This window comes from Shewanella metallivivens (genome assembly GCF_028750675.1).
GTDB lineage: Bacteria > Pseudomonadota > Gammaproteobacteria > Enterobacterales > Shewanellaceae > Shewanella > Shewanella metallivivens.
On the sequence record NZ_JAQQPZ010000003.1, the window covers coordinates 115,083 to 129,644 of the forward strand.

Sequence of the window (14,562 nt, forward strand, 5' to 3'; positions counted from 1 at the left end):
GGCCTGACTCATAATTTATTTACTACATGCAACTTCTTTCTTTTGTAACACTTCTTCACTACTATCCTGCATTGCCATTAGTATCATCAAATTACATTCTTTTTCTTTCAATTCTTGTTTAGTCTTTTGCTTTGGCTCACTGATATAAGCAACCATAGGTTTGTAATTCAAAGATGCATTGCAGTACATATTAGATAAGCTTCGCCCTCTCTGATTCAGATTTTCCATGCTGGATAGTTGAGTGCAAAGTTCAGTGAACATAGCCTTGGCTTGTTGAGTACATTTAGAGAATTGAGTGGCTTGTTGCTCAAGGTCTGAGCAAACGCTATTGGGTTTTATCTTCCATAGCTGATGCTGAAATCTGATATTAGTATCATTGTATACTAAGCTTTGCGAGGTAACCGTGGTGTTCATTGAATCAACATACACTTCAGCAATACTATTGCTTACCGTATGCAGGTAGGCTGCAAACAATTGTGAAAATGGATCCATTACTCTTCCTTAAGCATATGTTGAATATTCTATAACGCACTAACAATACTCCTTTTTCTATCTTAGTTGAACATTTTTATTACGACCTCATTTAACTATTAATTTCGGATTACGTACACTTATTGACAGAACTCCAAGTTAGAGCGATTAGGCTCAATTTTCCCATTAGCTTGTGAATAGCTTAACGTCCACTCATGTACTCTAGTGACTATCTCAAAGCCTAAAGCCACAATGCCTTTTAACTGCACGATAAGCTCATCACCATATCGATTTAGTTTATAGATACTATGCTCAGCATTATCATGAACTGAATTACGGGAATGCTTAGGTAATACCTCGCTTCTATCAGAATTTATTCCCGCATTAATTTCCGCATTTGCATCTTGGAATTTTCCTGGATTTCCAGAAATGCCATTAGTGTTCAATCCCTGATGACACTTAGCATTTCCGGCATTTGTAACAGTTAAATCTAACGGGTTTAAAAAAGATTGAACGCCTGCATCCCTAGAGTCTTCATAGGCATTGCGGCAATTGTCATCAAAAGTATGATTTAAAGGCTTTTGTTTTTTATGTTCGTATAAAGGTCTAATTAACTGATCATCACGCTTACAAAAAACACCCCCCATGAGTTCAGTGTAACGACCCCAATCGGAGTCATCAGCGGCTTGTCTAATTTCTTCCACCCACTCTAGGCTTTCATCAGTTATTTTACTTAACCGTCTTAATTCGCGCCAAGGTGTTACCCCTACCCCTCCAATTTGCTGAAATTGACGAATACCCCAGCAAGAAGCCCAAACACGAATACGAGTGGCTGCGGTGACAGACTCAGTTCCATAAAGGTCATGTTCAATCCCTTCACCATCAATTCCTTTGGCTACATACTTAGCAATATATCCCGTTGCAGAACCTTTATTAGGATCGATATATTCAATCTTAAAACGACGCTCTTTTGCGCCTTGTTCGTCACCCTCTTCTTGTAGGCAATATTCTTGGAATGTTTTCACTAACGCTTCTTGCTGCTCAGTTTCAACAAATAACAACAAATGCCAATGCGGTGTGCCGTCATGGTGTGGTTCGGCCACTCTAAAACCAAATGGAGTGATCTTGTCACGGTTAAGCGATGCGCGTATACGCTGAAAAGTTCGGTTTAGGTAATCTTGACCATCCAAAGGTGTAGCCCCCTGCCATTTAGGGTTTTCAGCGCCCGATTTGGCAAAGCAACGGTGATATTTAGAGGGTGTAGTCATTGTCAAAAATACAGCTGAATAGCCATGCTTTGTAGCGTAATCTTCAAAACCACGAATGCGAACCATCAATTCAGCTTTACGGATTTTAGGATTAGACACATTAAGGTCTGATAATTCAGCGAGGCTTACACTGTAATCAAGCTCATTAGTGGCTAAGGTATTCTCAAGCTGTTCACGACTGTTCAGCCATTGGTTCTTAATGCTCTCAACGGTAATGTCACTGGCATAAATACTACGATGACGATTAATTTGGTTTAGGAGCCGCGAAATAGTTTCAACTTGCCTGTTATGGAGCCGTCTAAGTTTTGGCTTCCACCATAGCGGATCACAAGCACGCTTAATCACCCCCATGACTTTTGAATATTCTTCATCGGTCAAACAGTCATTTTCGAGGTGATTTAAAATAGTATCCGTTAATGGGCACGGCTTAATTTGATGGCAATTTATATAGCGCGAAATTGCAAAATAGGTATGCTTTAAACCATTAGAGTGATGCCTAATAACCATATTGCCGCATTGGCGAGCATGGTGTTTAGACTTTTGCTTAAAATTTGGAGATTTAATATTAACGCTAGTCATTCGAATACTGCTGTGACCCAGTATTTTTGAAATAGCTTTCGTTGTTTGTATCAAATCTAAATTAGCTTCACTATGGTGTGAAAAGCGATCATAACGCTGCTTTAGTACAGTCTTATAGATTTGAGGAATGCCATGAAGTCTTTTAGCCACAAAGCGAGCATTATCCATTTCAACTCTAGTCATTAGATTGGCCTCCATGTTGCTTTAGCCATTCATGCCCACGATGATTGAGTGAGCAACGTTGCCACTTTACGCCCGCAATGTAATGGGTACTCTCGACTAAGAAGCCTTGTAGCTTCAATTTACACAATGTTCGTTTTTGAAAATGACCCGTATATGAGTCATAACCGATCATCTTGCCTAGGTCGGGACATATCTCAATACAGACCTCGATGTGGTTATCTTGAGATAACCACTCAATGAATGTGACTTGTTCATTAGTAAAGGCGGCCATTATTTGCCTCCTTTAACTTTATGTTCTGTTACGTTATGTAACGAGCTGACTTCATAAACATTGCTACTATCATCTTCAGACTCATTAACAGGTTCATGTTCCTTTGACGGGTACAGGCTCGATTCACGAAGCGATTTAACAGTACTTTCAAGAGTGCTGTTCATATGTAATAGCGTGCTAAAAATGCAACCTAATAAAAAACTAGTAAGTATGCTCATATACCCTCCCGTTAACGAAGTTTTCAACATCGCTTTGGCGGTACATCACACGACGACCAACTTTGATAAAATTAAGAGGATAGCGGCCTGTACAACGCCACACTGAAAGAGTGCCTATTGTCACGCCTAAGTATCTCGCCACTTCCGCAGGGGTGAGTAGTGTATTCATATTAACTCCGATTAGATTGTGTATGTCGAAGTGAAGAATATGATCGGAAGTTTTTGAAGTATTCACGCCACAGGGTGTGAAGGTATTACTTGGGGTGTAAAAGTACCGTCACAGGGTGTGACGGTATAGATTTATAACCATTTATATTTGTGACCAGTAGCTACGAGGTTTTGTTTTAACCTATTTTTCATTTCATCACTTGCCCTAAAATAAACAGATTTAATATCATTATCGTAAGCGTCTTGGCTAAATCCTCGTTCTTTTGCTTTGTCATACCACTCATGCCCTAAGTCAAATTCACCCGTTGAAAGGTAAACAGCGCCTAGCAAAGTACATGGCCTGAAATTTAACGGTGTCACTTTATGTGCTTCTAAACCAAGTTTAATTGAATTCACATAATCCTTTAAGTCTCTACAAACGCCACCGTATGTGGTTAATAAAGCAGATTTTAATTTCTTTTCATTCTTAGGGAGGTTGAATGGATATGATTCATCTAAGGTTCTTTTTATTTTTGTCAGCACTTCAGCTTTACGATAGGCGGCACTAGCATTAACCAGCTCCCAAGGTAAGCTTTTCTGTTTCCAGTTTTGAAAATGCTGATGGGCTAAATGAAGGTGATATTTCTGTACGACAAGTTCAGTTGAAAAACCAACATTATCTAGCCATTTGAACTCTTCAAGAGTAATTGTCTTTTTACGAAGTTGGGTCAAAAGTTTATCTACACGAGAGTTTTTTTGGATGCCATAAAGTTCAAAATCTTCAAAATCAACATGGCTTGCTTTTAATGCTTCGATTTCCTTTCTACGTTGATTATTCCTTGCAGCCTCTTCTTTTTTGAGCTGTTGCTCCCTTTCAGCCTCTTTGAACTTTTTTTCTTCCAAAACCTTCAGGAGTAACTGTTGTTCATAAGCATTTATCTCATCAAGTTGAACTTGATACTGAGAGATCACTAATCTAACTACATCACGATTAGAATGATTCGATAATTCTGTATTGGCAGTATATAGCCATTTCAATATTTCAATTTTTAACTTAACTGAATGAGAAAAGACGGTTTTTAGTTTTTCGCTAACCTCTTCCGAAGACATAACCATCTGAAATAATTGATGTGTTTTATCACCTAAAGCAATCGATAGTATTTCAATATCAGACTGACTAATACAACTGTCATCACGACTAATCATAGTTAAAAGTAAGTCGATGTAGTCTCTATATATTGGATATTGTTTCTTAGGAAACAAAAACTTAATTTCAGATATCTGTTTATTAACCACAGTAAAAATCCATTTTATTTAGTTGATTTAATATGCTTGCTCAGCCAAGAATTGATTGTCCTGATCGCTTGATATGATGAAGTAAAAGCGTAATCGACGCTTTTTGCATATTCCATAACATGGTTAACCATAGCTTGCGCTGCTTGGTGGGGATTAGCATAATTTTTCTGAGTATAAAACTGTATAGCAAAAGCTTCTACTTTATCTTTTTTAGCATAACGCTTATCTCGACCTGCTTTTCCAGCTTTCGATGAAGCTTCTGCATAACCTTTGAATTTGGTTATATCAGTTTGAAGTGACTGATACCCATCATTAGCATCAACAAATTGACGTTTAGCAAATATTTCAAACAATAAATTGGCTTGCTTAGGCATACCAGCCATTTGACAAGCTATAGCACCATGAATAACTTCAGCACTATCTTGTGGGATCGCATTTAGAAATGTGAGAGCTTCACTACCTTCTTCACCAAATGCTTCATGTAAGTTGGCAGCATTCGCAAATCGTCTAATCTCTTGAATATCATCACATGGCTCAGCAGCTATTGACTCAAATAGTGATATAAATATCTCTGCACCTTCAAGCTGTTCAGTCTCAAGTATTGACTGACTATCATCAATTTTAGACAGCGCTTTAGCGACAGATTCTTCAGTAGTGCCTTCAGGAAGCAAAGGTTTAATGGCTGAATCTTTTTGAGTGAGCATGTCGAATGACTGCAAGCTGGTTAAAAAATCGGCTTTCAGCTTTTGATTAGCATGTTCTGACGAATTTAAAATATTAACCATTTGCAACTTCAGCGCTTCAGGCATTTCGGTTAGAAGTTCTTCTAACTGATTATCGACTTCAGACTTGTGAGGTTTAGTTTGTAGGTCAGACTCTTTCTTGAGGTTCATTACACAATACTTCCATGTTTTAGCTTTAATAGAAAACTATTGGAAATACGCTTAAATGTCCATGATTGGGTTCAAACTATCGAAAAGCGGAGTTTTGAAGAATGCTTAAAAAAAATTCCAAAAAAGTGGTTTCCAGAGGCGGCACATAGGCGGCACAACTTTTGACGATTTTATTAAGTGTTTGATTTTTAAGGTAAAAAGAGGTGTTATGGTCTCCCCACAGGGACTCGAACCCCGATCGGCCGCTTAGGAGGCGGCTGCTCTATCCTGTTGAGCTATAGAGAGACCCATTGATTATACTGAGTTTATAATTGATTTAAACCCTTTAAATTTAATTGCTTAAATCTTAACCGAGTTAATGGTGTTTCTGGATAACATTTATCTACTACGCAGTTCAAAACAGCATTAATGGTATTAAAAACACACTAAAATAATATTGATGATTAGTTTTTAATCGCAATATCATTGACTTGAATATTATCAGCGCTGTCAATACCGTCAAATATCGATGTGGCGCTGTCTTCGCTAACTTGATCAATGACAATATTTGCCCGACTTTTAGTGGCTATTGGCCTCATTGTATTTAGGCGATCGGGGATATTTTTTTGCAAAACGACCTGAAATTTATCACCCATTTTCACCCCATTTTTACGGCCCAAATTAATGATAATTCTGTCGCCTTGCCTTGCGACAATTTGGCCCAACAATGGTCGGCAATTTAACTGTTGATCTAAATTAAGCACACTTGTTTGAAAAATCTCACTGATGGCTTGACCATAAGATGAACGCCAAAAACGTTGACTCGCGGGTGACACGATTTCTTGTTTTTCAAACTCCCACTCTGTTGATGTGGCGAAGGTTTCTGTCCATACGACCTCACCACTGATGCCATGATAGAGCGTAAGTTTTAGCATGAACTGCCTGATGGGATAATCTTCCGTTAATCCCAAAAAGCCACTTTGTGCAGGCTCGGTTGAAATATCAATAATTTCAGGCTGTAACACGTATTGGCTTTCGGTTATTTCGCCTAACCAAGTAGGAATACGATAACCTCTAAAATTAACCAATTGGTTAGTGTTATCTATTTTTTCATCTGCATGTATTCGCGCAAAGCTATAACGTGATTGAGCATTGATGGTTTTACCCAGTTTTTCAGTAATGTGTTGCTCAAAGTTGGCTAATTGACCGTAACGTAATTGGGCGCGATCTTGTAAATAAGATTGCGGCAACATAATAGCGGCTTTTAATGATTGGCTTTTGCATTGCGCGTTAGGTTCTGGCTCAGTGAGTGCTAACTGTAAAACCACAGTGATGGTATTTTGGCTGATCATTTCGCTCATCAACTCAACATTATTCACTGATCCCATACGCTGAATTTGAAAAACATCTTGAGTTAATCGCCCCTGGTCGATTGATTGCTCGCTCGAAAAATTAACACCCGCCTTTAAGCTTGCATAATTTAACGCTTGGCTAATGGCATCTTCGCGGGCTTTGTCGATATCGCCGTTCACAATTTTTGCTCGACCTGTCACCTCGACCTGCTCAGCGAAAGTCGATTGCACCTGAAATAGACTCGCAAATAGCATTAATGCTAGTACAAGTTTGTTTAAGCTTGTTGCGCGCTGAGTAAGGTGTGTTTGCGTCGGCATACGATATCCTAATGTCAAAAAATCGTCAGTTGGGCACTAAAAATCATTGATCTTTAACAAGCAAAAATCGCGCCATTAAATTAATCATCACAATTTGTCTTGGTGAGACTTAAATACAGTAAAGCTTTTAAGGTATTTGCCGATAAAGTTTTATAGTTCATTTGCTGCTTTGTCGCGCATCGTAGTGACAAGCAAGATAACTGTTTACTAACTTATTGATGACAGTAAATAAAATCTTAGCTATTGACACTACAAACAGCAGACATTTAAAAGGAACCATCATGATTAATAGGTTTACTCTCACAGCAGTGTTGGCGATATTAACTGTCGCTGCGTGTAATCAAACACCGAATCCAGCAAACAATTTAGCGTTTGAAAATAACGGTAAATACACTAAGGTTGCTGATGAAAATGGGGTTTATCAAAACCAGCTCATTTACGACATCCAAGGTGCAGGGTTAGCACCTAAGGGGCAAATTAATGTGTGGGCTGAAAAGCTGGTTAATGAATTGGTTTTGCAAAACGATGCCTTACGCTCTGATCAGCCGTTGCTCATAACAACCCCTGTACTGTCTAATAACTTAAATGCTACCAACGAGTTGGCATTACAGTTACAGCAAGGCATGTTGGCTGCGTTTCATGCCCGCGAGTTTAATTTGGTTGACATGAATGTTGCGATTAATTTACGTGCAACAGAACAAGGCGAGTTTATGTTGAGCCGCAACTGGGAATTATTACCCTCGGGTTTACCTGTGTCGCATGTATTAGTGTCGACAATGTCAATGACGCCAGAAGGCGTTGTGTTCAACGGTCGAGTGGTTAATGTAACAAACAACCGCGTGCTTTCTGCGGTACAGTCATTTGTCGCGGCTTCGAGTTTGTCGGGTTATTTACAACCATCTGAATTAATCGAATCTCGTAACGGCTTACTTTATCGCCATGAGAAAAAAGGCGACAGCCGTTATACCGTGTTAGGAGATGAGCTATGAAGCAACTGCTATGCGTTATGATACTGGTATTTTTAAGTGGGTGTGCCAGTAAAGATAAATACGTGCAGTGGGAAACCGAGGCACCAGAATCATTCCCGACGTTAACCGCTGTCGGTTATGCCCCTTTAGCAACACAACCCAGCCCTGAAGCTTCACACCGAGTTTTAATGGCGATGCAAGCGTCAAAAATTGCCGCATACCGAGAGTTAGCAGAACAAGTTTACGGTCAAAAGATTTCAGCGAATAGCGATGTCAGTGAGTGGTTATTAACTGACGACAATGTTAAATCGAGTGTCAGCGGTATTATTCGTGGTGCTAAAGTGGTTAAAACCTACCCTTCTGGTGAGTTTTATGTCACTGAATTAGCGTTAGACTTTAAGCAAGTATGGCAGTTATACGAACAACAAAACCGTCCTAAACGAGTCAAAGAAGTCACTTATTTTTAACGTTTATGATTAATAAAAATGCCGCTGATGTCAGCGGCATTTTTTTTGTTCTAAAAACAGTATTAAACGTTAATTTATTTCCCGACCTTAAAAAGCCAATTTAAACACTAAACCAAACGCAGCTTGGTCTTCAATGTCTTCGGTCACTTTAGGATCGCTCAGTTCGATTTCACCACCAAAGTAATAACCTGCATAAGCATTAAGGCTTAAGCTATCGGTGGCTTTCCAGCCAGCACGGACAAAGCCGACCCATTCATCAATCTCGATGGTTTGGTCATCATCTGCGACTAATAAACGTTCTGTACGTTTTGAGCTACCAATGCCAAAATCAATATCTGGGCGATATTGATATCTTAACTCTAAGCCAGCTGGTCCACTGAAACCTGCTTGAAACGGGTTAGCTAGCACTAACTTGTCTTTAATTTGCCAGCGAACGGCTAAATATGGCACGGTACGCACTTCTGAAATATCATTCAAATAAGCCACACCAAAACCGAGCATATTACCTGAATCAAAACGGTACATACTGGATGCTACAACGCCGTAACTTTGTGCATTAGATGACGATGCCGTATCGGCATAAGCATATTTTAACTGCGGGGCGACTAAAAACATCCAATGGTTATCTAGGCGATATGTCAGTGATAATCCCGCGCTGTATTGATGAACAGTCGACCAGTCTTGCTCGGCTAATTGCAGTTGGGTGGCTTGGTTAATCCGCCAGTCATAATCTAAATTATCATAACCAATATTAGCCCCTATCGACCATTGTCGATTTAACGGCATGGAGGCTGAAAAACGGGTTTTCCAGGCGTCACGCTGAAGTTCATGACCCGTATTCGCACCGACATCAGCTGTGGCGGTAGAGGTACGAGCAACCGTCAATGAAAATGGTGAGCGTTCAGGTGCGGCAATGGCTTGTTGGCATAGTACTAAACCAGGAACAGGCATTAATAAGAGTGATTTGAGCAACAAACGGCATGCATTCGCTTGGGAAATTTGAGCTTTATAAAGCGTCATAGTGATGTGCATCCTTTCTAAATAAGAGTATGACCATTGCGTCACTTAATACTGGTTCTAATACTGACTTAATAACCATTCAGTTCAAATTAAGTTGAATTATTTTAGCGTAACTTTGTGAGCTCTCAAAAACATCTCCGCAGTATCTTGTAAGTATTGCTGCCTGCTTAACTCTAAATGATCTGTCTCTAATGCTAGCTCTAGACGTAACTTAAGTTCACCAAACAACATTAAGCATAGCCTTACTGCACTGTCGTGCGGATGTTCAAAGTAATATACGCCATGCTGATTAACCTTGGTTAAATATTCACGAATTAGCCCTAAAACATGTTTCGGACCCGCGTTGTAAAACAATTTAGAGGCCTCTGGATGAGTATCGGCCTGAGCAACGCAGGTTTTAAATACCGTCATGGTGTCTTTGCTAACAATCAACTCCCCAAACTGTTTGGCAAATTGCAGTATCACTCGCTGTGGGTCAGCGGCATCCATTAAGGTATCACTAGTGAGCTGATGTGCAACGCATTTTGAATCAATCGCGGCAACAAATAAATCATCTTTAGAACCAAAATGCGAGTAAACCGTTTGTTTTGATACGCCCGCATGTTTTGCGACTTCATCCATGCTGGTTAGCGGAAAGCCATTTTGACAGAATAACTCCATAGCCGACTCAAGCACTTGATTTCGCTTTTGTTCACTGCGGCTCAAATTCACTGGTTCGTCATTATTTTTGGTTGAAGTATCTTTTGTCATGTGGGTTCCGTAGGGTGACTAAAAAGCAATTTCGATTAGCGGTTTGTGCTAGCACGATAAAATTATCATAACCAAAAATAGACTGGACAGTCTAGTTTTATAAAATTAGACTACCAAGTCTAGTTAACAAAAAAGTTACATATTACAGTGTGGCGTGCATTTTTTTAACGCCGTGATCTGAACTAAACATCGATACACATAGCGCTTTAAGGGATTACTTATGTTTGCTGCAATGTCATTTACTCAACATGCAAAAGGCTTAGCATTAGGGTTAAGCTTACTTCTGTTAAATGGTTGTGGCTCTGAGGTCAAGGAGCATTCGCATACGGTTGAGTATCAGTCCGTACAAGCGCAACCATTAGTCCTTAGTGATCGTTACCAACAAATGCAAACTTACACAGGGACGATTCGCTCGGCTAACACAACAGGCATTGGTTTTGAGTTACCTGGCAAGCTAAATAGTATCGTGGTCGACAGTGGTGACACCGTTAAAAAAGGCCAAGTGCTCGCGCAATTAGATATCGATTTATTAATTGCAGAAAAACAACAGCTTGAAGCCAGTTTATTGCAAACTCAAGCTGACATCGATTTAGCCAAAAGTACCCTGCGTCGTACTGAAAAATTAAAAACGCAAAACTATGTATCAGCACAACAACTCGATGAAACCCAACAACAGGTTATCAGCCTACAAGCTAATCAAAAACGAATAGAAGCAAGCTTGAGTGCCACCAACTTAAAACTTGAAAAATCAACCTTACTTGCGCCGTTTGATGGAACAATTAGCCAACGTTATCATAATCTTGGTGAGGTTATTGCCCTGGGCAGTCCTGTATTTACCTTAATCGGGAATAGCCAAGCAGTGGCTTATATTGGGGTTCCGGTCGATGTAGCGCAGCAATTAACGACTCAACAACATGTTGATGTGCGTGTTGGCAAGCAAACCTTTACCGCCCAAATTGCCGGCATAAGTGCAGAAGTGAATGCCATTAGCCGTACCGTGCAACTGCGGATTCAATTACCTGAGTCAGCAAGAGTGATCAATGGCGAAATTGCCTACCTTGCCTATCAACAAGACAACTTAACCGCCGGGTATTGGGTGCCAATGTCAGCGCTGACTGACGGAGTACGCGGGTTGTGGAATGTCTATGTATTGGCAAAAGACGATCAAAACCATTATCAAGTTGAGCGCAGAGACGTCGAAATTATCTACACCAATGAGCAACAAGCATTCATCAACGGGGCGATTAAAGCCGATGAACAAATCGTCTCAGACGGGTTGCATAAAATAGTCGTTGGCCAAAAAGTCACTCTCGCTAATACCCAGCTAGTGGGGGCGTTATGATTAAGGCGTTTTTAGAAAATGGCCGCTTAACAAGCTTATTTATTGCACTGTTAATTGTTGCCGGCTTAGGAGCAATATCGAGCCTGCCTCGCACTGAAGATCCACACATCACTAACCGTTTTGCCTCAGTGATTACCCAATATCCAGGCGCATCTGCAGAGCGGGTTGAAGCATTAGTGACCGAGGTGCTTGAAAACCAATTACGCCGTTTAGAAGATTTAAAATTAGTTCAATCAACATCTCGCCCAGGTATTTCGGTTATACAGCTCGAATTGAAAGACACGGTAATCGATACCGACCCTGTATGGTCGCGTGCACGTGATTTAATCGCCGACAGTAAATTCTTATTACCCGAAGCTGCGCAAAATGGCGTGTTAGATGATCAACTCGGCTATGCCAGCACGGCCATATTAGGCATAGTATGGGCCGATAACTCTCCCGTTAGAGTCGACATTCTTAACCGTTATGCTAAAGAGTTACAAAGCCGCTTACGCTTACTGAACGGCACCGATTTTGCCAAACTTTACGGTGCCCCTGAAGAGGAAATACTGGTTGAGCTTGATGGCAATAAAATCAGTGAACTGCACCTAACGCCAGCAGGAATTGCAGCGATTCTAGCCAATGCAGACAGTAAAATATCTGCCGGCGAGATTAATAATAATCAGTTTAGAGCCTTAGTGGAGGTTTCTGGTGAGCTCGATTCACAACATCGTATTCGCCAGGTGCCATTAAAAGTCGATGAATACGGCCAGATTATCCGTTTAGGTGATGTGGCTAATATCACTCGACAGGCTAAAACCCCAGCAAGCAGTATTGCACTAATTGATAGCCAACAAGGCATATTGGTCTCTGCCCGTATGCTTAACGACAATAGGGTAGATTTATGGCAACAACAAGTTAGCCAAACCATTGATGCGTTTTCGGTAAACTTACCTGCCAATATTGAAGTACAGTGGCTGTTTGACCAACAAGGTTACACTCAGGATCGCCTTGGCGATTTGGTGGTTAATTTACTCCAGGGTTTCGTTATTATCCTGGCAGTGTTAATGCTCACCTTAGGCCTGCGTAACGCCATCATTGTGGCAATATCGCTACCATTGACCGCATTGTTCACACTAACTTGCATGAAATACACCGGATTACCCATTCATCAAATGTCGGTCACCGGCTTAGTCGTGGCATTGGGCATTATGGTTGATAACGCGATAGTGATAGTTGACGCCATTGCTCAGCGCCGCCAGCAAGGCATGTCGAAACTTGAGGCTGTGTCAAAAACCTTACATCATTTATGGCTACCGTTAGCAGGGTCAACCATTACCACTATGCTGGCTTTTGCACCGATAGTGCTAATGCCGGGCGCTGCAGGTGAGTTTGTTGGCGGGATTGCTATTTCGGTTATGTTTGCCCTGCTTGGCTCTTATATTATTTCGCATACTATTATTGCTGGTCTTGCGGGCCGCTTTAGCCGCAGTGAAAAACCAAGCGCCTGGTACCAACAAGGCATGGCATTTCCAAAAACTAGCCAGGCATTCACTGCAAGCTTACGTTTTGCTTTACAGCGACCAGTATTGACTGCGGTGGTTATTGGTATTTTACCCGTAGTTGGCTTTTTTGCGGCGGGCAAAATGACCGAACAATTTTTTCCGCCATCAGACAGGGACATGTTTCAGCTAGAAGTGTATCTAGCACCTCATGTCAGCATCGAAAACACCCTCGCCCAAGTAAAGTTGATTGATAACAAACTGCAAAAAATTGACGATATTCTCGCGGCCACCTGGGTTGTGGGCGGTAATACGCCATCGTTTTACTACAACCTCACTCAGCGTCAGCAAGGTGCCACAAACTACGCCCAAGCCATGATTAAAGTCACCGACTTTGTTGCTGCTAACAGGCTTATTTTACAATTACAAAAAGAGTTAGATAAAGAATACCCACAAGCGCAAATACTAGTACGAAAACTTGAGCAAGGCCCACCGTTTAATGCCCCTGTAGAGCTACGAATATACGGTCCAAACTTAGACACATTAAAAACATTGGGTGAACAAGTGAGAGGCATTTTAAATGCCACCCCAGATGTCATTCATACTCGTGCCACATTAAGCTCTGGTGCGCCAAAAGTGTGGCTACAGGTAAATGAAGACGCCAGCTTAATGAGCGGTTTAAGCTTAAGTGATATAGCCAGCCAAATTCAAATGGCCACAACGGGGATTATTGGCGGCAGCATTTTAGAACAAACAGAGTCTCTGCCGGTACGAGTCCGTCTAGGCGATACCAGCCGCGAACAAGCAACCCGTTTAGCCGAAATAAACTTAGTATCACCGTCGGGTTCTGGTATTCCTTTGTCTGCACTTTCTTATAATGAGGTTAATGTGAGCCGCGGCGCCATTCCGCGTCGTAATGGTGAGCGGGTCAACACCATTGAAGCCTATATCACCAGTGGTGTTTTACCTGCTCAGGTATTAGATGACGCCAAAGATGCCATTGCAAACCTTGATATTCCAGCGGGATACCACCTTGAAGTGGGCGGTGAAAGCGCTAAGCGTAATGAAGCTGTGGGCAACTTACTGTCTAACATCGTCCTAGTGTTCACCTTATTGCTAGCCACGGTTGTACTGTCGTTTAATTCGTTTAGATTAACGGCCATTATCCTACTTAGTGCGTTTCAATCGGCGGGGTTAGGCTTGTTAGCGGTTTTTGTGTTTGGCTACCCATTTGGGTTTACGGTGATTATCGGTTTGTTAGGATTAATGGGATTAGCGATTAACGCCGCTATTGTGATTTTAGCAGAATTAGAAGATGTGCCCGATGCCAAGCAAGGTAATTTGGCGCTCATTATCGATACAGTGAGCAGCTGCGGGCGCCATATTGGTTCAACCACTATCACCACTATTGGCGGTTTCTTACCGTTAATTATTGCTGGCGGCGGATTTTGGCCACCTTTTGCCATCGCCATTGCTGGCGGTACATTACTGGCTACCATGTTGTCGCTAGTGTGGGTGCCAGTAATGTATATGTTATTGATGAAGCTACAAAAGTAAGC

Annotated in this window: 14 protein-coding genes and 1 tRNA gene; 4 read left to right on the forward strand and 11 right to left on the reverse strand. The window is 41.2% G+C overall.

The window, feature by feature from the left end; all coding sequences use genetic code 11:
- Positions 1–15: 15 nt before the first annotated feature.
- From PQR79_RS05805 to PQR79_RS05845, 9 genes are all read right to left on the reverse strand, one after another.
- Entirely contained in the window at positions 16–492 is a 477-nt protein-coding gene (locus tag PQR79_RS05805) for a hypothetical protein (RefSeq protein WP_238107097.1), read from the reverse strand.
- A 119-nt stretch (positions 493–611) separates the two neighbouring features.
- Positions 612–2,501: a replication endonuclease gene (locus PQR79_RS05810; protein WP_238107096.1), complete on the reverse strand. Its 1,890-nt coding sequence runs from the start codon at positions 2,499–2,501 to the stop codon at positions 612–614.
- Positions 2,494–2,772, reverse strand: coding sequence for a hypothetical protein (locus PQR79_RS05815; RefSeq protein ID WP_274408416.1), 279 nt, complete (start codon positions 2,770–2,772; stop codon positions 2,494–2,496). Before PQR79_RS05815 ends, PQR79_RS05810 begins: the two co-directional genes overlap by 8 nt.
- Complete coding sequence (locus tag PQR79_RS05820) at positions 2,772–2,990, reverse strand: hypothetical protein (protein ID WP_274408417.1); 219 nt, start codon at positions 2,988–2,990, stop codon at positions 2,772–2,774. The genes PQR79_RS05815 and PQR79_RS05820 overlap by 1 nt, the downstream gene beginning before the upstream one ends.
- Positions 2,974–3,159 (reverse strand): helix-turn-helix domain-containing protein, encoded by a 186-nt coding sequence (locus tag PQR79_RS05825; protein WP_238107095.1) that lies wholly within the window; start codon positions 3,157–3,159, stop codon positions 2,974–2,976. Before PQR79_RS05825 ends, PQR79_RS05820 begins: the two co-directional genes overlap by 17 nt.
- Before the next feature lie 131 nt (positions 3,160–3,290).
- On the reverse strand, positions 3,291–4,433 hold the full coding sequence (locus PQR79_RS05830) for a hypothetical protein (RefSeq protein ID WP_238107094.1): 1,143 nt from the start codon (positions 4,431–4,433) through the stop codon (positions 3,291–3,293).
- Between the two features lie 14 nt (positions 4,434–4,447).
- The gene (locus tag PQR79_RS05835) at positions 4,448–5,326 is read right to left on the reverse strand and encodes a hypothetical protein (RefSeq protein ID WP_238107093.1); all 879 of its coding nucleotides are present in this window, start codon (positions 5,324–5,326) and stop codon (positions 4,448–4,450) included.
- A 209-nt stretch (positions 5,327–5,535) separates the two neighbouring features.
- Positions 5,536–5,611 (reverse strand) — tRNA-Arg (locus PQR79_RS05840).
- A gap of 158 nt (positions 5,612–5,769) precedes the next feature.
- The gene (locus tag PQR79_RS05845; protein ID WP_274408418.1) at positions 5,770–6,975 is read right to left on the reverse strand and encodes a flagellar assembly protein FlgT; all 1,206 of its coding nucleotides are present in this window, start codon (positions 6,973–6,975) and stop codon (positions 5,770–5,772) included.
- 281 nt (positions 6,976–7,256) lie between these two features.
- On the opposite strand from PQR79_RS05845, the gene PQR79_RS05850 reads away from it, so the two are divergent.
- Both PQR79_RS05850 and PQR79_RS05855 read left to right on the forward strand, forming a co-directional pair.
- On the forward strand, positions 7,257–7,964 hold the full coding sequence (locus tag PQR79_RS05850) for a FlgO family outer membrane protein (RefSeq protein ID WP_274408419.1): 708 nt from the start codon (positions 7,257–7,259) through the stop codon (positions 7,962–7,964).
- A complete protein-coding gene (locus PQR79_RS05855; RefSeq protein WP_238107091.1) occupies positions 7,961–8,410 on the forward strand; it encodes an LPP20 family lipoprotein in 450 nt (149 codons plus the stop codon). The genes PQR79_RS05850 and PQR79_RS05855 overlap by 4 nt, the downstream gene beginning before the upstream one ends.
- 87 nt (positions 8,411–8,497) lie before the next feature.
- On the opposite strand, the gene PQR79_RS05860 is transcribed toward PQR79_RS05855, so the two are convergent.
- A complete protein-coding gene (locus PQR79_RS05860; RefSeq protein WP_438270806.1) occupies positions 8,498–9,430 on the reverse strand; it encodes a TonB-dependent receptor in 933 nt (310 codons plus the stop codon).
- 99 nt (positions 9,431–9,529) lie between these two features.
- The gene (locus tag PQR79_RS05865; RefSeq protein ID WP_238107090.1) at positions 9,530–10,180 is read right to left on the reverse strand and encodes a TetR/AcrR family transcriptional regulator; all 651 of its coding nucleotides are present in this window, start codon (positions 10,178–10,180) and stop codon (positions 9,530–9,532) included.
- Between the two features lie 220 nt (positions 10,181–10,400).
- Between PQR79_RS05865 and PQR79_RS05870 the strand changes: the two genes are divergently transcribed.
- Both PQR79_RS05870 and PQR79_RS05875 read left to right on the forward strand, forming a co-directional pair.
- Positions 10,401–11,522, forward strand: a complete 1,122-nt coding sequence (locus PQR79_RS05870) for an efflux RND transporter periplasmic adaptor subunit (RefSeq protein ID WP_238107089.1) — start codon at positions 10,401–10,403, stop codon at positions 11,520–11,522.
- Positions 11,519–14,560, forward strand: a complete 3,042-nt coding sequence (locus tag PQR79_RS05875) for an efflux RND transporter permease subunit (RefSeq protein ID WP_238107088.1) — start codon at positions 11,519–11,521, stop codon at positions 14,558–14,560. The genes PQR79_RS05870 and PQR79_RS05875 overlap by 4 nt, the downstream gene beginning before the upstream one ends.
- Positions 14,561–14,562: the final 2 nt, after the last annotated feature.